Source organism: Pseudoalteromonas sp. H103 (genome assembly GCF_001469205.1).
GTDB lineage: Bacteria > Pseudomonadota > Gammaproteobacteria > Enterobacterales > Alteromonadaceae > Pseudoalteromonas > Pseudoalteromonas carrageenovora.
In genome coordinates this window covers 1-20,541 of sequence record NZ_LOFG01000010.1, presented here as the reverse complement: position 1 = coordinate 20,541, position 20,541 = coordinate 1, and the positions used below count along the sequence as shown (strand labels likewise).

The window sequence follows — 20,541 nt, the reverse complement described above, 5'->3', positions numbered from 1 at the left end:
GCCCATCGCCCTTTGCCCATCGCCCTTTGCCCATCGCCCTTTGCCCATCACCCACGACTTTTGACGCTAACCACATCCCTAAAAAGGAAAAAACACCGGTACAAATATCATCACAACAAGTGCATACACAACGCTAATTGGCAGGCCTATTTTTACAAAATCATTCAATCTGTAATTACCGGCATTAAACACCATTAAATTGGTTTGATACCCATAAGGGCTAATAAAGCTGCCGCTTGCTGCAAACGCTACCGTCATTACAAAAGGTAATACGTCAACACCAAACCCTAACGCAACCGTATAACCTATAGGGAACATTAATGCGGCAGCGGCGTTATTAGTTACGAACTCGGTCATTATCCATGTTATTAAGTACACCAATATAAGTGCGGTATAAACATATTGCGGCCCATTAAACTGACCTATAAAACCACCAATAAACTCAACTATTCCCGAGTTAACAAGTGCATTCGATAATAAAATAGCAGACGACACCACCAGCCATATATCAACAGGAAAACGCCTTACTATTTCGTTTGTAGTTAAACACCGTGTAAATAAAAGGCTGCCCAGTAATAATACTAAGCCCTCTAGCAAGTCTAAAACTCCTACAGCCGCCAGTATAATGGTCGTTACAAACCCACCAACAGAAAGCCAAGCTTTCCAGCCATTAATTCTGCTTTCGGGCTCAACACCCGACAGTGTTAAAAAGTTTTTATTTATGTTTGTTCTCGACTTATAGTCACCGCCAACAGCTAACACTAAAAAGTCGCCAGAGCGAATCACTACATCGCCCAACTTACCCGACACTCGCTCACCGTCACGCCTTATTGCAACCACAGCAGCATCAAACAACGCCCTAAAGCCTGTTGTTTTTAAAGTACGACCAACAAGTAGGCTTTCTTGCCTTATTACAACCTCTGTAAGGTTACTGTTTATTGTGCCTGTTTTTTCAGCAAAAATTTCTAGTCCTGAAAACTGCCCTAGCTGAAGTAATTTAGTTATATCACCACAAAAAATAAGCCTATCTGATGGGTGTATTATTTCAGAAGGTGAAACAGGGCTAATAAGCCTACCTTCGCGCACTATTTCAACTAAAAATAATGACTCTAAATGCCTAAGGCCATTAACTTCAACAGAGTAACCCACAAGCTGAGAATTTACAGATACCTTAGCGTCTATAAAGTAACCCTCTGAGGTTGCTTTATTTTGTTCAATACTTGGCAGCATACGGTTACAAAAAAACATAGCTACACCACAGCAAAACACTAAAATAGCGCCAACCGCCGTAAACGAAAAAAATGACAACGACTTACCCGACGCCTCAATATACATTGAGTTAACTATTAAATTGGTAGAGGTACCAATAAGCGTAAGCGTACCGCCTAAAATAGAGGCATACGACAAAGGCAATAGTAATTTGCTGGCAAAATGATGGGGGTTATTACGAATAGGAGAAAGCAGCGTAGCCACTACCGCTGTGTTGTTTAATATAGAAGAGAAAAACGTAGTTACACCAAATAGTCTAAACCATGTTGAATAGTAACTATCAACAATAGTTTTAGATGCAATAACTCTTAACAGGCGTGTTTTTTCAAGCGCTAACGAGCACAACATTAATAAAATAAGTGTTATAAGCCCAGGGTTAGCAATACTTGTTAATAACTGATTTTTAGTTACTAAATCACATGCAATTAAAGCGACAAGCGTTGCACCAAAAACAGCAACGGGGCGTTTTTGCAAAACGATCAATCCTAAAATCGTTAAAGCAAAAATACCCAATGTTATATATGCATCAAATAGCATAAGTTAAGTAACCATCCATAGTTAATAAAATACGGGCTAATATAAGCCCGTTATATAAAGTAATTTAACGTATTACTTTTGCATCCCAATGCGGGTAATGCTTACGAACCAGTGCATTAAACTCAATTTCAAATGCAGAATGCTCACTTTTAGGTTTACTATTTTCACCATCCAATGGTTTACGTATCATGCCAGCCCCCACAGTCACGTTTGTTAAACGGTCAATAATAATAAAGGCACCGGTATGCTTATTTACATCGTAAGCATCAAATTGCACGGGCGCCGTTAATGCAAATTGGCAATTTCCAATTTCGTTTAAGTTTAATTGCGACGCATCTTGTTGTTTTAACGTATTAACATCAACTTTGTAGTTAATTGCCTCAGCGTAACCATACACCGACTTACTACCTACTTTAATTTCGTATTCGCGATCTACGTTTAAGGCTTGTTCGGTCATCCATACAACGTCGGCTACAAAGCTATCAGCCGAATGTGGTTTTTGATGTGGGCGTACCAACATATCGCCACGGCTTACATCTATTTCATCTTCAAGGGTTAATGTAATAGCCATACCCGCAGATGCTTTTTCAAGGTCGCCATCAAACGTAACTATAGATTTAACTTTACTCTCTTTACCCGAAGGCAAAGACGCTACGGTATCACCTACTCTAATACCACCGGCAGCTACAGTACCGCTAAAACCTCTAAAGTTTAAATTAGGGCGGTTAACATATTGTACCTGTAACCTAAACTCATCATTTTTAGCATGGTTTACTTGTACCGTATTTAATAGCTTCATTAGTGTAGAGCCCGGGTACCAGCTCATTGCTTCGCTTTCGTTTACAACGTTATCGCCACGTAATGCCGAAATTGGTACAAAGCGTACATCATCAAATTTAAGATCTTGTGCAAACTCACGGTAGTCTTTTTTAATATTTTGATAAACCGATTGCTCGTAACCTACCGCATCCATTTTATTAATAGCTACAACAACGTTTTTAATACCTAATAAAGAACAAATAAAGCTATGGCGACGCGTTTGCACCTGCACACCGTGACGAGCATCAATTAAAATAATAGCTAAGTCACACGTAGAGGCACCCGTTGCCATATTACGTGTGTATTGCTCATGCCCTGGAGTATCGGCAATAATAAATTTACGCTGATCGGTTGCAAAATAACGATACGCAACATCAATAGTAATACCCTGCTCGCGTTCAGATTGAAGGCCATCTACTAAAAGCGCTAAGTCAAAATCGTTATCGGTGGTATTAAAACGCTTTGAATCTTTTTCGATAGCAGCCATCTGATCTTCAAAAATCATTTTACTATCGTAAAGCAAGCGGCCAATTAAAGTAGATTTACCATCATCAACACTGCCGCATGTTAAAATACGCAGCATATCTTTGTTTTCGTGTACTTTTAAATAAGCTTCAATATCTGTAGCTAGTAAGTTTGTTTGAGCTTGTTCAGTCATTTTAAGTCCTTTTTAAGCTGTAAGCGACGAGCTACGAGCTACGTACTACGTGCTTAAATTTATTTATGTTGCGAGCTTCGGGCTACGAGCAACTTTTAAGTGTTCTAATTAGGCTACCTAGCATTTTTCCAATTAATTCACATTCATTAATAATCAATAAGCTATCTTCTTTTGAAATACAAGCTAGTTCAGTTGCAATCATTAACTGTGTTTTTAATTCGCCTAAAGAGCCCTTTGCTATAACTAAAAAGCGAGCCTTTTCTTTGTCGGACTCTCTTTCAAAGCCTTCTGCAATATTGCTAGGAACAGAAACACCAGCTCTACACATTTGATCTTTTAGACCAAAGTCTTTTAGCTGCTCAAATGTTTTATAAATTTTTATACTTAGGCGAAAACTACGCTGCCAAACCTCTAAATTTTCGTATCTCATAAGTACCCTTATTGATTACTTTTAACTACTTACTTAGAGCTAATAGTTGCATCTATAAGCTCGTAGCTCATAGCTAGAGGCCCGAAGCGCTGTGCGCTTTAGAAGTAACCTTCCATTTTTTTCTTTTCCATTGAGCCTGCGGAGTCGTTATCGATCACTCGGCCTTGGCGCTCTGAGGTAGTACAAAGCAGCATTTCTTGAATAATTTCAGGGAGGGTTTGGGCAACAGATTCAACGGCACCAGTTAGTGGGTAGCAGCCAAGTGTTCTAAAGCGAACCATTTTGTTTTGAGCTTGTTCGCCCTCACTCAGCTTCATGCGCTCGTCGTCAACCATAATAAGTGTGCCGTCACGTTCAACTACAGGGCGCTCTTTTGCAAAATACAGCGATGGAATTTCAATACCTTCTAGATAAATGTATTGCCAAATATCTAACTCGGTCCAGTTACTAAGCGGAAACACACGAATGCTTTCGCCTTTATCTACCTTGCTGTTATACACATTCCATAGTTCTGGGCGTTGGTTTTTAGGGTCCCAACGGTGGTTTTTATCACGAAATGAATATACACGCTCTTTAGCACGAGACTTTTCTTCATCGCGGCGAGCACCGCCAAATGCAGCGTCAAAGTTATTCATATCAAGCGCCTGCTTAAGGCCTTGAGTTTTCATAACATCGGTATGTTTTGCACTGCCGTGTTCAAATGGGCTCATGCCCATAGCAATACCTTCTGGATTTTTATGAACAATTAAGTCAAAGCCATATTTTTCGGCCATTTGATCTCTAAACTGAATCATTTCTTTAAATTTCCAGTTGGTATCAACATGCATTAGCGGAAAAGGGATTTTGCCAGGGTAAAATGCTTTTCGTGCTAAATGTAATAAAACCGACGAATCTTTACCTACAGAGTAAAGCATTACAGGGTTATCAAACTCGGCAGCAACTTCTCGCATAATATGAATAGATTCGGCCTCAAGAGCCTTTAGGTGGGTTAGCTTTTCTTCATGCATAATAATGCCATATCCTAATTTGTTAAAATCCATTTTAGCCAAATATTCATTGACCTCACTAGCGTACTATACATTACTAAGTACTAATTTCTACGCCCTAGGCCATATTACACAAGTAAACCCTGTTTAATTATGTTTAGTAATGTTTATAAACAATAATTAAAGTGTTTAACCTTTTAAATTAGTAACTTATTACTTAAGTTAAAAAAGCTAGTTTTACGTTTTTATAAATAATTAACTACAAGCCCTACTCAGCTTAAAACTTAACCGCCTCAAAATAAAAACAAAAAAAGGCGCGACTAAAAGTCGCGCCTTAAAAAATAAAATAATCTGTATATACATTAAAACTCTTCACGCCCACGTAGGCGTTAAGTTTGCTCAGGCAATAAGCGAAGCTTACATTTTAAACCAACGCGCCAGCAAGCAAGACGCCTACAAGTAAATTTAACACCGAGCCGCTCTTAACCTTTAGCTCGTCGCCCATCGCCCAAAGCTCTCCCCGTAGGCGTGAAGCTTGCTCGCGCAATAAGCGAAGCTTACATTTTAAACCAACGCGCCAGCAAGCAAGACGCCTACAAGTAATTTAACACCGAGCAGCCCGTCGCTCGCTACCTATCGCCCAAAGCTCTCCCGTAGGCGTGAAGCTTGCTCGCGCAAAAAGCACAACTTCCCTTTTTATAACACCAAAGAGCCTGTAGCTCGTAACCCGTAGCCCGTAGCCCGTAGCCCGTAGCCCGTAGCCAAAAACTATCTTACTTACTCAACGTAGAATATTTTTTTTCTGGTAAATCTAATTTACGTCTAAAAAAGTTCATTACAGTACAGTAATTAATGAGTACTAATAAATACGCGGTAAACAAAATTACAAAACCGTAAAACATTAAAAATTCAGGTATTAAAAACACCTCGCCTATTACACCAATACCTGCAAAAACAGCGGCAATAGAACATATTAAAATAAGAGTTTGTGTAGGCGAGCAGCCTAAACGTTGGCAAATGTGATGCAAATGCTCACGGTCAGGCTTAAATGGCGATTTACCCTGCTTAACGCGGCGAATCATTATTGCCACCATATCCATTAATGGTACCGCAATTAACCACAAAGCAGTTACAGGGCGAATCATTGCATTACCTGGTGTTTGGCTTGCGCCTATTAATAACCAAATAACGGTAAAGCCGATCATCATACTGCCAGCATCGCCCATAAATACTTTACGCTCGCGCCCCACTAGGCCAAGGTTCATAACAATATAGGGGATCATACAAACAACAAGCAATAAGCATAAATAACTTAAGCTTTCTTCACCTACTAAGCTAAGTAAAATACCTAAACTCGCAAACGTTACTACCGACAACCCACCTAATAGGCCATCAATACCATCAACCATGTTAAATGCGTTAATGCAGCCAATCACTGCAAAAATAGTAATAACCGTAGACAGATAACCTAAGTCAATATTACCAAAACCAATTAAATTACCCAGCGTATGTAAATTGGCACCTGCGTAGTAAATCATCGCAAACGATATAAACGCCTGTACAGCCATACGTATTTTTACACTTAAATCAAAACGGTCATCTAATGCACCTATAATTGTTAAGCCAATAATACAGCACATATATAAATTGGCGTGATTAATCATATTTGGGTGTGTATAAATGTAATTAACTATGGTTATACAAATAGCAACGCCACCTACTAATGGTATGTTGCCAGTATGCATTTTTCGGCCAGATGGTTTATCTACCAACCCTACATTACGCGCTACTTTACGCATTAAAAACAAAACAGCAAACGCAATAAAAAAGGTAAGTAGTAAATCTATAAACATGGTTGTCCTTATCCTAAACAGCTTATTTAACCAAGTAGTAAATAAGCTGTTTGGTAATAAAATTTGTTTCGCAATAAGCGTAAATTATTAAATTTTTATTTACACGGCTGCTTTAACACTCAATAGAGGGCGAATTTTAGGCTATTATACAAGCCGATTCGTTTAGTACAAAGGGAAGAGTGAACTCTTAAATATGAATAATATGTGAACTCAAAGGGTAGAGCTCACAATATAGCAATGGGTAACTTAATGGTTCTCTGGCTGGTAGCTTAATATAGTTACGCAATACACGATTTAGGTAAGTAAAAGAGGCTGTCGTAGATATGTTTATACAACAGCCAAAAGCTTAAAAAACACCTAAAAATGGTTGTTAAAGCTACCTACTTGTTATAAAAATTTTTATACCAAGTAATAAACTCAGCCACACCTTCTTTTACACCAACTTTAGGTTTGTAACCTGTTGCTGCAAACAAGTCTTTAGTATCTGCATAGGTTTGATATACATCACCGGGCTGCATTTCCCTAAAGTTCTTTTTAGCTTCTATACCAAGTTCATCCTCAATAGCCTTAACAAAATCCATTAAGCTAATAGGAGACCCATGGCCAATATTATATACAGCATAAGGCGCAGAGCTTGAGGCTGGCGTACCTGTTTCTACTGTCCATTGCTCATTTTTATTTGGTGCAACATCAGCAATACGAACAACACCTTCAACAATGTCATCTACATGAGTGAAGTCGCGCCACATGTCGCCATTGTTATTTATGTCAATAGTATCGCCGTCTAGTATTTTTTTAGTAAAAATAAATGGCGCCATATCTGGGCGACCCCACGAGCCATAAACAGTAAAAAAGCGAAGGCCCGTAGTTGGTATATCATATAAATGTGAGTAGCTATGCGACATTAACTCATTTGCTTTTTTAGTAGCAGCGTATAACGATACAGGATGATCAACAGTGTCAGACGTTTTAAAAGGCACTTTAGCATTTAAGCCATATACAGAGCTTGATGATGCATAAATTAAATGCTTAACCTTAGTTTGGCGGCAACCTTCTAGAACATTAAGGTGGCCCACTAAGTTTGAATCTGCATAAGCATGAGGGTTCTCAATAGAGTAACGAACACCTGCTTGCGCAGCTAAATGAATTACACGGTCAAACTGTTCATGCTCAAACAAATTCGCCATTGCTGAGCGTTCAGCTAAGTCAAGCTCTATAAACTTAAACTGCTCGTGCTTAATACGCTCTAGCCGGGCGAGTTTTAAATTAACATCGTAATAGTCGTTTAGGTTATCAATACCAACTACTTCTTGCCCGCTAGCGGTAAGCTTTTTAACAACAGCACTACCAATAAAACCAGCAGCGCCAGTTACTAAATATTTCATTTTAACCCTTGTAAAGTCTAAAAAATAATTATGCGCCATTACTTCAGCCATCTAAATTTTAATAAATTAGCTAAAGCTGCTTAAGGCTAATAAATATTTTTGAATAACTATTTTCTCATCAAACTCTTGTTCTATTTTAATACGGCTATTATTGCCTAAAACTAAACGTTGCTCATGACTCATAGTTACTATTTTATCTAAGGCATGCGTCAAACTTTCAGTGCTTCGGGGTTCGCAAATAAAACCGTTATAAGCATCGTCAACAGTTTCACGGCAACCAACATTATCGGTGGTTACAATTGGTTTACCCATAGCCCCCGCTTCAAGCAAAGACTTTGGAACGCCTTCGCGGTAATATGATGGAAGTACCATACAATCTACCTGCGCTATCTCGGCTTCAACATTGTCAGAAGTACCTAAATAATTAACTACACCTTCATCTACCCAGGTATTCATTTGTGCTTTAGACACCGCAGAAGGGTTATCTACATCTAAAAAGCCCAACAGTCTAAACTCAACAGCATCACCATATTTGCTTTTAAGTGCTCGTGCAGCTTCTACGTATTGCCCTATCCCTTTATCAAAAAGCATACGAGCAATAAGTAAAAAGCGAGTAACGCCATCATCGGGAGCGGGTGATACAATAAAACGGGATAAATCGGCGCCAGAACCAGGTAGTCTATCCGACTTAACATTCTGGGCTATTTTATGGGACTTAAATAATGCTCTGTCATCTTCATTTTGAAAAAAAATAAAGTCAGCTTTGCTTTGGCTATATTTATACAAAACCCTAGCTATTTTTGATGCAAGACTTTCACTTATAAATAAAGTACCTAAACCCGCTATATTATTAATTGATTTAACGCCAGCGAGTCTTGCTGCCAAGGTACTGTAAATATTATTCTTAGGGGTAAAGTTTAAAACAATATCTATTGTATAATTTTTATATATTTTATAAAAATTATACAAAGTTCCTAAATCATTAATCGGATTTGTGCCACCACTATCAATATTTATATTAATAAATTCACAGCCTAGTTCTTCAAGCTTTTTTGAGTACTCATCCTGCGGCGCAATTGCAAAAACCTTATTACCCGCTGCAAGCATTGCTAAAATTGTATTTTTTCTAAAATTATATAAATACCAGCTCGTATTAGCACTAATTCCTACTGCCATTTATTTTAACTCAACTTGTAAAAATTCATTCATAAACTGCTCTCTTTCATTGTCTAGATTTAAAGAAAACTCTTTAGCTTTATTAATTGAATGCTCCATTAAAATAGAGTATTCATTTTCAGAGCTAACTAGCTTGTAAATAAGAGAAATCAGCTCTTCTACATTGCCTGGTTTAAAAAGGTAATTTGAATGAACAATTTCAGGAATACCTCCAACATTTGAACCAATGCAAGGTATACCAAATGACATGGCTTCTACTAGCGATCTTGGCAGACCTTCAGTAAAGCTAGGCTGAATGTAAATATCTATTTGTTTAAACCAAGAAGCCATTTCCAGCTTGCTTGATATAAAACCAACTTGTTTTATTTTTTTATTTTCATTCATCTTCAATTCTAATGGTGACGTTAGATTACCTCCAACAATTTGAAGCTCTATATTAACATCTGTAACCTTTTCCATTAGTTTAGAAAGTGATTCAATTCCTTTAAGCTTTACTGCGGGGTTACCGATAACTCCTAAACGTATCTTTTTCGGGTTTATAGGCTTTTTATTATTAGTAGTAGCATCCACCCGAGCATCCGATATACCAATAGAACGACCATTTGTGGGGTAACTATGCTGAAGATAATTTTTTGTAACGTAAATGACATAGCTAGCTTTAAGTAACGCTTGTTTTATTCTTATGGAAAGAATTGGTGCATATATTTTTGCAAAAAAATCACCTCTATACCATAGGCAATCAAACGGAGATGCAACCATTTCATGTAATATGGGTTTATGAAGTGTCTTAGCGACCCTATCACCTAACAAGCCTAATTCACTTGGTAATCTAGAAATAACGAAATCGGTTTTAGCAATAATAGAGGTAATTAATGCTATCAGCTTAGATCTGTAGATAACTCCTCTAGTGCTCAAAGGACCATCGACACCATGAACCGTAATATTCATACCTGTTGATAGCAAGGCATCTCCAGGATCGTAATCAACATTTTTAAAACGAGCGATGACTTCTATCTCATTTGCATACTTAAAATAGCCGCTTAACTGCTTATAAGTTAATTTTCCAGTTGAATAGTAATTACCTTTAAACTTTAAAAAAACATGATCGTGAATAAAAGTTAGCTTCATACTATATCTTTAACCTTACGAGCAGGTACTCCCGCATATATAGAGGAACTTTTTAGCTCTCCCCTAACTACAGAGCCTGCAGCAACTATTACTTTAGTTTTTATGTAAGAATTTGATAAAATTCTTACCCCACAGCCAATCCATACATTTCTTTCTATATTAATATCACCTAAAACTAAGCCTGAATACTTTATAGGTGTATCATCTTCACCATAAAAATGTTCAAAAGATATAAGTGATGACGAGTGAGCTATTGAAACATCATCATTTATATTAATCCCGCCAATAGCATCAAGATAACAGTAATCGTGGATACTCACATTATCACCGATACTTAAACTGGTGATATTTTTAATAATAACGAAACGACCAATATACACATTTCTTCCAATGCTTTTGCACATGGAACTCACTAATACGTATCTAATACCGACACCTATTTTAGATGGCACCAACGAAAAGCAATCTAAAAGAAAGTATCTTAGCCATAAAGGAAGCACTTTAAATAAACGTATTAACAAATACATTATTGGGTATAAAAACTTGAAAACTTCTTTACCAGTCATATGAAACCAAAATAAATTAAATAAAAGATCTTTTTTTATTTATTATATTAATTAGATAAATAAAAAATATAACGATGAGACCTATGGATATAACATTTCCTAAATAATTAATACCATACCATTGTATTCTCAACTGCTGTATTAACAAAGCAATAAACAAGAAATTAAATAATGACTCTTTATAGAATATATACTTTATAAAAAAAGAGAAAATGGATGAAAATATAGCCATTGAAAACACCCCCCCCGATAGGTAAAAGGCACTATAAAAAAGACCGCCACCTACATTCGGTATATATGTTCTTAGAATTTCTGTAACATTGTAATTAGAAGATGCCCCACCGATACTATTTAAAGGAATAAAACTAAAAATAATATTTAATATTGGGTCTATGCTATAACCAAAATTATCCACATACCAAAATGATGATAAATAGACATGGATGACATCTACCGCTGTGCCCTGTGAAATAAAATAAGTAATTATTTTTTGAATATCTATATCTATACCATTCCCGGCCCTACTTACCCCAGATAATAAACCTGCCATAGATATAACTACAATACCAAACAGAAACTTTAAATTAGATATATTCCTTTCACTTACTCTACCTTTATTAGATTTTAGGATGAAAACTAATAATAATAATATTATTATATCTGCCCTTTCCCCCATAAAAAAAGCAAATAAATTAATAGAAACCATGGAAACATCAATGAAATTTCTATAATTCAACCTAGACATTAACAGTAAAGAATTAATAACAATTAATAAACTTCCACCACTACCAAAACGAGATTCACTTAGACCGAATACTCCGGGGTACGCTATAGGGTAAAGAACAAACAATAAAATCAAAAGAAATAATCTTATTTTACTGTCAAGTTTTAGAATATTAACATCAAATTTATATTTTCGAACACTAAATAAAACAAAGAAAAAAAATGAATATGTGATAACTTGGTAGATAAAGGCTTTAAAATAAAACTCTACGTAATATGAATCACCGATAGCAGCTACAATCCTTGATGACTCGCCGCCAAGAGTTAATATACCAACTACAAATATAGGATATGCAAAAAATATTAATATTAGCTGTATTAGTCTACTTTTAAAAATAGATATAGATAAGCCAACAAAAAGCAAACATAACAAGACTATAATATCCACACAGACCTCTAATTATGTTTAATTTAATTTTTTAATAATATTATAAATTCTAAATTTTTGTTTAGAGTTCATAATACTTTTATAGTTATTAAAGAAAATCTCTATACCTTTTATTCTATTAGGCGAATTTGTTATTCTCTTTAAACTGTTATCAACTAGAATCAACTGCGTTTCATTTTTAAGCTTTAATGCAGGTCCATATTTTTTTACTAACCGAACCCATAAATCGTAATCTTGCCAAGCTGGGAGGCTTTCATCAAACCCCCCCACAGCAATAAGCTTTTCTTTTTCTATAAAAACCTGATTACCTATATGGTTTTTATCTAAAAGAGTTACTAAATCAATTTTCCCACACTTATAAATTAACTTTCTTTTAACATTCTTTATCAACGAAGATGGAAATACCCTCCAATCCGCTGATAAAAATGCATAAGAGTCATCATAAGAGTCTATAAAAATCTGTAACCTATCCTTTGTAAACATATCATCGTCATCAAGACCTGTTACAAACTTTCCTGTAGCGTGATTAATGGCTAAATTTCTTGAGTAACACGCCCCCATGGGAGTCTCATTATTAAAATACCGAATCCTTGAGTCACTTGAAGAAATAGTCTCTAAATAATCGCTAGTACCATCCATAGAGGCATCATTAACGACAATAACCTCCCAATTAGTATATGTCTGACTCAAAATACTATCGATTGATTTCTGCAGTAGTTCAACACGGTTATGGGTTGGTATGTAAATAGAAACTAATTCATTAAGCATTGTTCACTTCATCCAGAACTTTAAAAATATCATTCCACATTGCTTCTGATTTAACTTTGTATTCTTTTATTTTAAGTGTGTAATCTTCATTATCAATTGTTTCAATAGTAGACATTAATTTTTGCTGTATTTCTTCTTTAGTTATATTAGGAGACAATAGATAGCTAGAACGAGTGTATTCTTCAAATAACTTTTCATATTTATGACTCCAACTAGTACCCAAACATGGAATACCTTGTGTTAGCGCACTTACACACCCGTGAAATCGAGAACAAATAATAGCTTTACTTGAACCAATGATTCCTTTTACTCTTAAAGGATCATTTTCTTTAATTATGTCTATTTCTCCATCAATCAACTCTAAAACCTGACTACATATTTCCCCATCTTCTTCGCCTTCATGATTAAGGAGAACAGGTATAAAACCTAATTCTTTTACTGTTAAGACAGAGTTTACTAAAAAATCAATATATGTAGCTTTCCATGCAGAGTCATTGTTGCGTTTACTAATCATATTGCAGTTAGGTATTATTAATATTTTATTAGCATAATCAGAATAATTATTATCAATAGTTCCTTTAACTAAATTTGTAAAATCTGGATATAATTTTACATTAGAGTCATCTTCAACCGCATTCATTGTATTATCAAAACTAACTTTCTCTCGGGCACATATTAAACTAGCTTTACTAAACCCCTTACGAACCAGTTCACGGTTAGTAGTATTGTTAAAAGGCCCTAGAGCTTGGGGAAGAAAAATATACTTTTTATTCTTATTTTTTAATCGTACGATTTCATTCGATGTATTTTTTATAGTTCTAGAAGGCCATTGATCTCCATAAGAAAAGCCTGATGCATCCAAAATCACGTCAATATCGGCTTCTGTAACTATACCCCATGTGTTCTTTAACCAACGTCGAACTGATTTTGGAATATAATAAGTTAATCCATTAAAGTCATAGGTTTTTTTCCTAAGTAGTAGCTTTTGATAACCTCCTACTTTAATACGCTCTTTATAAGATGAATTTGCATTAGGAGCTAAAACAATATCGATTTCTTTATCGTAGGCTTCAAGTTTTTGCAATACAGCGTGCAACATCAGCTCAGCGCCTTTATTTACAAATTGAACACCTTTTATTTCTATTATCATTTACTTAATTACCTTGATTAAATCTGAACAATTTTTTTTCTGAGAAAATGGTATGCCACCCTTAGGATCTGCATATCCAACGGCTAACAACATAATTGTACGCTCGTGCTTATTTAGACCTAATAGCTCGTCTAACATTTTTTCTCTAGTTTCTATATCGGGCCAATTTATCGCGCATGTACTAAGCCCTAGAGTCTCTAAAGCCAACATCAATTGCATCGTTACCAAAGAGCCGTCAATATAAATAACATGCCTATCTCTTTCTGCTGGGTAAGCTGACAAATCACCAACAACAGCGATTATTGTTTGTAAGTTATGAGAGAAACCAGTGGTTCCCATTGCACAATCCGCCACCTTTTTAACTTTATCTTTGTTCATGACGGTATGAAATTTAAAAGGCTGCCTATTACATGCGGATGGAGCTTGTGTAGCAATATCAACAGCTTTATTAATAAGGGATATGTCTACTGCTTTATCTTCATACCAGCGAATAGAACGTCTTTGCTTATATAAAACCTCTAATTGCTCAAAAGATATATTTGTTTCTTTTATACTTTCGCGAGCGTACGGAATACTTTTAGCGCGATTTAATATTTTTCTTTCTTGGCACACACTTTCATATTTTTTTCTAGCAGAATCTATTTCAAGGCTAGATGACACTACTTCAAAATATTTACTCAGAACATCATTAAACCAGTTCCCTTCACTTTCTTTCAAAGCATTTTGTTTAACGGCAAGAACAAATGCATCAACGGTTTCTCCAATGAACGCTTTACCAAAAACATCCCTTCTGGGTTGCATGATCAAACCTTTCTCTAAACGGTGTATATTTCTCCTAAGTAATACACAACTATCTTCAATTTTTTCTAGTGATTGATAATATTTGACACGTCCTTTGAGAACTGATTGGTGCTCTCTCATAAAACTTTTATTAAAAATTAGGTAATATAAAGAAGAGGTAACTTTGGTTTTTGAGAAAACTGATATAGCAGATTTATCGATAAAACTAATCAGTTTTCTAAAATTATTTATAGCATTTTTAGGTATTATTTTCTTTAGCAAATTTTTCATGATTTATACTTTAAGAGTCGATAAGGGAATGTGATTGTTTTAGACATAATTTTAGCCATAGGTAAAGTATTACCATTTAACCAGAGAACTAGGTAACTGGACAATGCGTACGAAATAAACGTAGCCCATGCAGCACCAATAATTCCAAACTGTGGTATCCATATATAATTAAGAATTATGTTTGTGATAGCGGCTATACCATGAGTTAATAAAGAAAACTTAAGTAACCCTTCAGCAATTAGCCATTTACTCAGTAATGCTCTCATAAATATGAATACACCGGCCCAAATATGAATATTTAATACTTGTGAGGCAAAGCTGTACATTTCTCCGTATAATACATCGATTAATAATGTAGAAATTAGTGTTATTGAAATTGCAACTAATACACCGAACCAAAAAAGCACATCACAGACTCGCTGCAAGTTGTATTGATACATAACTGGATCTAATCGACTTTTCAATAATTTAGGGAAGAATGAGGCGACAATAGCGGTAGGAAAGAAATACCATACTTCCGACATTCTAACAGCGACCGAATAAACGCCGAGTTCTTCGCTACCTAACATCTCACCAATCATTAACTGATCTACTTTTAAATAGACTACTGCCATAAACCCAGAAAGTATTAACCACTTAGATTGAGAGAAAAGCTCTTTAGCATATGTAAAATCGAACTTAAAAAGTATTTTTTTAGTTTTTTTAAACTTGAAGAAAGAATATAAAACAATTCCAGTCGCAACTGGTTCCAATACAATTAGGCTTAAAAATACTTCCAATGAGGTGCTATTATAAACAGCTAACATTTTTATACCAGAACTCAACCCAAGTACGATTAACCTAGTTTTCACAACGTATTGCGACTGAACTATAGATTGAAAATAAAAATCGAATAGCAATAGTGATGAGAAACTACTGCCGATAGCACCAAGGATTAACCAGTTCGAAGATATTAACAATTTCTGTTCAAATATTAAACTTGTAACAATGATAATTATAATCGCTACTAAGCCCCCCAAAGAACGAAGCATTAATGCCGTTCCTAAGATAATACCTTGATCCCTTTTTTCATTAACTAACTCCCGAACAACAATTGCATTTAATCCTAAAGTCGAAAAAGGGACTAGTATAGCAATGAAAGAAATTAGGTAGTTTAACCTCCCAAATTCGGACGCACCTAAATACCGAGCTAGTACTATTGATACTAATAACGCCAAACCCATAGTGATAACTTTTTCACCGAATAACCAAGTGATATTGCCTAAAGCCTTTTTTGTTGATGTTAAATCTGAATCTGACAACTTGCTTTAATCCTCTCTATAACTAGGCTTTTATATAAGAAAAGCTTACCTAACTAATTTATTAATACTTTTTAAACTTATTTATAGGCCTAGACTGCAACGGCTTGTAAGCCGAGCCATACACATAAAGAAAATCACTTATCTGACTTATATTCGTAATTATAATAACCGTAATACCCATAAGCATTACTGGCCTTTTTAACTACACCGTTAAATACCACGCCTTTTACGTCAATACCATTTTGTTCAAAGCGGTTACGAGTTAACTCTATTTCACGTACATGGTTTTGACCAAAACGTGCTACCAATAACGTAGTGCCTGTGTGTGCACTGACTATAGCTGGGTCGGTAACCGCGAGTATTGGTGGTGTATCAATAATTATAATGTCGTAAGCAGCGCTTACTTCTTCAACTAATTTTCTAAAATTGCTATGCATTAATAGCTCTGAAGGGTTTGGCGGTATTTGTCCGCGCGTGATAACACTTAAGCCTTCAACTTTAGTTGGTTTAGTAACTTGCTCTAGGTTTAAACGGCCTGATAGGTAATCACTTAAGCCATCGTCCCACTTTAAGCCAAACTGTGTTTGTAAGTAGCCTTTACGCATATCGGCATCAATAATAAGTACTTTTTTACCGCTTTGTGCAAGCACACTTGCTAAGTTAACCGATATAAACGATTTACCTACACTTGGGCTTGGGCCCGATATAGCAATAATATTGTTTTTAGCTTCCATCATCGCAAAGTGTAAACTGGTACGTAAACTACGTAGTGCCTCAATTGCTAGGTCGGCTGGGTTATCGAGCGCTAGTATACTTTTAGGCTTATTTGTTTTATTTTTTCGGGCTCGCTCGGCAAAGCCACTTAGTTTATCTTGATAATCTGAGTGCGGTACACTGGCGTATACAGGTAAGCCTAGTGCTTCAATTTCTGCTGGGTCTTCAACGCCTTTATGCATTGCTTTTTGTATAAGCACAATTGCCACAGCTAACATACCACCTAGCAATGTTGCCATTACTACTATTAATGCTTTTTTAGGCTTAACTGGCTTGCTAGTATTTACCTCGGCGTAATCAATAATACGTACGTTACCTACCGTACCTGCACGCACGATATCAAGCTCTTGTGTTTTACTAAGCAGTAATGTGTAAATTTGGTTACTTACCTCAACATCGCGCTTTAAGCGTAGTAGCTCTTGTTGAGTTTCTGGCAGGTTACCTACCTCACCTACAAGCTCTTGTTTTTGTTTTTCTACCGCTTGAATTTGCTCTACCATACCTTGGTATGTTGGGTGGTCTTTTTTAAATTTACGACCAAGTTCTAAACGTTTTAGGTTTAGTTCTTGTAGTTTGGTTTCAAGCTTTACAACTTGTTCAAGCACGCCTTGGGTTTCAAGCGTAATGTTTATTGACTGGCGTTTAATTTGGTAATCGTTAAAACGTTGCTCTGCGTATTCAAGTTGTTTTTTTATCTCTGGTAATTGTACTTCTAAAAATTCTAGTGATTTTTGTGCCTCGGCGCTATTACGCTCTACATTTCGGCGTACATAAATAGCGGCCACTTTATCAAGTACTTTTTCAGCATAACTAGGTTTTGTACTTTGCAAGCTTAAGTTGATTATGCCTGAATCTTTACCTTTTTCGCTTGCGCCAATAGCTGCTTGTAAATCTAAAATAGTATTTAGGCGATCTTTTCGGGTTAATAAAAATTCAGTACCAGGTCGTGCATTTAATGTGCGTACTGTTAGGCTAAATTTACCATTTGTAAGCTCTTCGCCCACTTTACCCGATAATATTTGCTCGCCGTCACCATTTAAAAGTGCAAGGCTGTTGTTAGCTTGTGCAACTAAAGCAAATGTTTTATTTACAGCAGTACGAGGTACCTCAAATCTAAATACATTTATGTTCTCACCACCCCATGCGTAGCTACTTGCGCCAAAACTTGGCTCGGCTAAGTCGCCCTCGCTCATTGGGCTAAAAGTACGATAAGCTCGGCTACCTATAAACGGAAATAGTTTAGGCTTTGCTATTATATCAAGCTTTAAAGTATCTACTGCTTCACCTATTATGCTGCGCGATTTTAGTAGCTCTATTTCGGTTATTGCGGCCGATGTACTTTCAAACATACCTGCCATATCGTCAAAACCAGGAACTGATGCACCGCCGTCTTCAACTTGTATCATGGCGGTAGCTTGGTAAACAGGCGTACTTAATACTGCATAAACCACACCTATAAACATACACAGTGCGGTTACCGCTACTATAAAATATTTACGATCAAGTAACACACCAAGTAAGGCTATTAAATCAATTTCTTGCGTTGATTGTGTGTTATTAGTGCTTTTATTATTAGCGCTACTAGCGCTGTTATTCGGCTGGGTATTCATTAAATTAGCCATTCCTTATAAATACTTTTGCCAAGCGCTACAGGCGCTATCGATTAATGTATAAACGTGTTCAAAAGCCTCTTGGCTTTGGCGATATGGATCTGGTATTTCGGCGTTATTAATCCACTTACCTAGTAAAAATGTTTTACCACGTGCCTCTGGGTAGCGGGCATGTACGTCGGTTAAATGGCGCTCCTCCATTACTAAAATAACGCTATTTTGCGCAACTAAGCTTGACGACAACTGCCTGCCTTGGTGGGCATCCATATTTACACCGTGTGCTTGGGCAATTTGCTTAGCGGTCGCATCGGCAGGCTTGCCCTCAAGTGCGGTTAAACCTGCTGACGATACTTTTATATTTTTGCCCTCAAGCTTTTGCTTTAAAACATACTCACCGGTTGGGCTGCGGCATATATTACCAGCACACACAACTAAAACTGAATCAAACATCTTAAAAAGCCCTTTAGTTGTTAATGTCGTTTATATTATCAACCGTAGATACCGATGGTAATAATAAGCTTATTACGCGGTTCCAACGTGCAAGCGGTGCTGAGGTAACATATACAATGTCGTGCGGTTGTAATTCAAACTGTTCAGCAAGTACCATTGCTGTAATATTCTTCGCGTGTAATTGGTATACATTTGCGATGTAGCCCGTTTGCTCCACATTACTTTTACGTAATACAAATACACCGTTTGCATCAGCGGTTGTTTCGTTTAGCCCACCCGAGTCGCTTAGCGCTTCGGCCAAGTTTAAACCATAACGGTTAAGCGTTACTGAACCTGCTTTTTTTACATCACCTAAAACAAATATTTTTTGTGCATCATTACGGCTTACATGCACAATATCGCCGTGTTGTAATAAACGATTTTGCGAAATATCGCCATGGGCATAAAAGTCATCTAGCTGTATTACTTCGGTTTTATCACCTCGGGTAAAGGTAACAGTGCGCCAATCGGCTGCATCTGTTAAGCCACCTGCTTGGTTTAGCGCGTCAATTAGGGTAAGTGGTATTTCGGTTACTGGGTATACACCTGGCTGGTTAACCTCACCGGTTACGTAGGCTTTTTGGCTTCTAAAACCCACTACTTTTACATCTACCTGTGGATCTTCTATTACTCGGCTTAGGCGTTTTACTAGGTCATCGCGTACTTGGCCTATTGTTCTGCCAGCTGCAGGAATATTTGGTGCGTAAGCGTAGGTAATTGTGCCGTCTTTTTGTACTCTAAAGCCGTCAAACTCTGCGGTACGTTGTACTGCTGCTGGTATTGTTAGCTCTGGGTGATCCCATACGCCAATTGTGAGTACATCGCCTACACCTAGTTTATATTCGTAATCGCTTACGTTTAAACCTGCACTGCTTGATATTGGCTTTGCAGCTGCTTGCGCTAGCTTTTGCTTGTTTAAAAGCTGCGAGTCGATAATTTGTATGTTAACTTTTTCGAGATCTTGCTCAAGGTTATAAGTTTGTTCGCCTGAGTCTATGCCTTCAAAATGGCTACCTGGTACAATTGTACAACCTGATAAGGTTAATAATGCGAGTATCGTTGTGAATGATTTACAGCGTAACGCCATTGTAGAATCCCAAAATTATTTTAACTATTGCTTTTGCCCACCAACCTTGGTGAGTACTTTTTATCTGGCTAATTAAAGCATGAGCGCTGTTTACGCGCAAGCGTGAATAAGGCTTTGGAAACATTATGTATTGTAAATTTACTTAATGTTTAACATGTATTTTTTATAATTTATTTTTATTTTTGTAGCGTAGGTATTAGCACAAATACCTAATATTTACGCAAATGTGGTAATGCCTGTTTGTGCAAGTTAGGTAATATGTAAAAGCTGCTCTTTTAGTGCGCCAGCAAGCAAGACGCCTACGTGGAGTTAA

General features: G+C 36.5%; 17 protein-coding genes. All 17 read right to left on the bottom strand.

What is annotated here, in order from left to right; genetic code table 11:
- Nucleotides 1–78: 78 nt before the first annotated feature.
- Entirely contained in the window at nt 79–1,806 is a 1,728-nt protein-coding gene (locus tag ATS74_RS07210; RefSeq protein WP_058548253.1) for an SLC13 family permease, read from the bottom strand.
- Between the two features lie 64 nt (nt 1,807–1,870).
- Nucleotides 1,871–3,283, bottom strand: coding sequence for a sulfate adenylyltransferase subunit CysN (cysN, locus tag ATS74_RS07205; protein ID WP_058548252.1), 1,413 nt, complete (start codon nt 3,281–3,283; stop codon nt 1,871–1,873).
- 82 nt (nt 3,284–3,365) lie between these two features.
- The gene (locus ATS74_RS07200) at nt 3,366–3,713 is read right to left on the bottom strand and encodes a four helix bundle protein (protein ID WP_058548251.1); all 348 of its coding nucleotides are present in this window, start codon (nt 3,711–3,713) and stop codon (nt 3,366–3,368) included.
- Between the two features lie 98 nt (nt 3,714–3,811).
- On the bottom strand, nt 3,812–4,720 hold the full coding sequence (cysD, locus tag ATS74_RS07195; RefSeq protein WP_058548256.1) for a sulfate adenylyltransferase subunit CysD: 909 nt from the start codon (nt 4,718–4,720) through the stop codon (nt 3,812–3,814).
- A 752-nt stretch (nt 4,721–5,472) separates the two neighbouring features.
- The gene (gene wecA, locus ATS74_RS07190; RefSeq protein WP_058548250.1) at nt 5,473–6,552 is read right to left on the bottom strand and encodes a UDP-N-acetylglucosamine--undecaprenyl-phosphate N-acetylglucosaminephosphotransferase; all 1,080 of its coding nucleotides are present in this window, start codon (nt 6,550–6,552) and stop codon (nt 5,473–5,475) included.
- Nucleotides 6,553–6,932: 380 nt separating this feature from the next.
- On the bottom strand, nt 6,933–7,937 hold the full coding sequence (locus ATS74_RS07185) for an NAD-dependent epimerase (protein ID WP_058548255.1): 1,005 nt from the start codon (nt 7,935–7,937) through the stop codon (nt 6,933–6,935).
- Between the two features lie 66 nt (nt 7,938–8,003).
- Nucleotides 8,004–9,113, bottom strand: a complete 1,110-nt coding sequence (locus ATS74_RS07180) for a glycosyltransferase family 4 protein (RefSeq protein ID WP_058548249.1) — start codon at nt 9,111–9,113, stop codon at nt 8,004–8,006.
- Nucleotides 9,114–10,241: a glycosyltransferase family 4 protein gene (locus ATS74_RS07175; protein WP_058548248.1), complete on the bottom strand. Its 1,128-nt coding sequence runs from the start codon at nt 10,239–10,241 to the stop codon at nt 9,114–9,116. It lies immediately after the preceding gene.
- Nucleotides 10,238–10,807: an acyltransferase gene (locus ATS74_RS07170; protein ID WP_082660568.1), complete on the bottom strand. Its 570-nt coding sequence runs from the start codon at nt 10,805–10,807 to the stop codon at nt 10,238–10,240. The genes ATS74_RS07175 and ATS74_RS07170 overlap by 4 nt, the downstream gene beginning before the upstream one ends.
- A 16-nt stretch (nt 10,808–10,823) precedes the next feature.
- Nucleotides 10,824–11,978 carry a hypothetical protein gene (locus tag ATS74_RS07165; protein ID WP_058548246.1) on the bottom strand — a complete coding sequence of 385 codons (1,155 nt, stop codon included), beginning with the start codon at nt 11,976–11,978 and terminating at the stop codon, nt 10,824–10,826.
- 18 nt (nt 11,979–11,996) lie between these two features.
- Nucleotides 11,997–12,746 (bottom strand): glycosyltransferase, encoded by a 750-nt coding sequence (locus ATS74_RS07160; protein ID WP_058548245.1) that lies wholly within the window; start codon nt 12,744–12,746, stop codon nt 11,997–11,999.
- Nucleotides 12,739–13,896, bottom strand: a complete 1,158-nt coding sequence (locus ATS74_RS07155) for a polysaccharide pyruvyl transferase family protein (RefSeq protein WP_058548244.1) — start codon at nt 13,894–13,896, stop codon at nt 12,739–12,741. The genes ATS74_RS07160 and ATS74_RS07155 overlap by 8 nt, the downstream gene beginning before the upstream one ends.
- The gene (locus ATS74_RS07150) at nt 13,897–14,967 is read right to left on the bottom strand and encodes a nitroreductase family protein (protein WP_058548243.1); all 1,071 of its coding nucleotides are present in this window, start codon (nt 14,965–14,967) and stop codon (nt 13,897–13,899) included.
- Nucleotides 14,964–16,268: a flippase gene (locus ATS74_RS07145; RefSeq protein ID WP_058548242.1), complete on the bottom strand. Its 1,305-nt coding sequence runs from the start codon at nt 16,266–16,268 to the stop codon at nt 14,964–14,966. The genes ATS74_RS07150 and ATS74_RS07145 overlap by 4 nt, the downstream gene beginning before the upstream one ends.
- A 134-nt stretch (nt 16,269–16,402) precedes the next feature.
- On the bottom strand, nt 16,403–18,652 hold the full coding sequence (locus tag ATS74_RS07140; RefSeq protein ID WP_058548254.1) for a polysaccharide biosynthesis tyrosine autokinase: 2,250 nt from the start codon (nt 18,650–18,652) through the stop codon (nt 16,403–16,405).
- 15 nt (nt 18,653–18,667) lie between these two features.
- On the bottom strand, nt 18,668–19,102 hold the full coding sequence (locus tag ATS74_RS07135) for a low molecular weight protein-tyrosine-phosphatase (protein WP_058548241.1): 435 nt from the start codon (nt 19,100–19,102) through the stop codon (nt 18,668–18,670).
- A gap of 13 nt (nt 19,103–19,115) precedes the next feature.
- Nucleotides 19,116–20,228, bottom strand: coding sequence for a polysaccharide export protein (locus ATS74_RS07130; RefSeq protein WP_058548240.1), 1,113 nt, complete (start codon nt 20,226–20,228; stop codon nt 19,116–19,118).
- Nucleotides 20,229–20,541 lie beyond the last annotated feature (313 nt).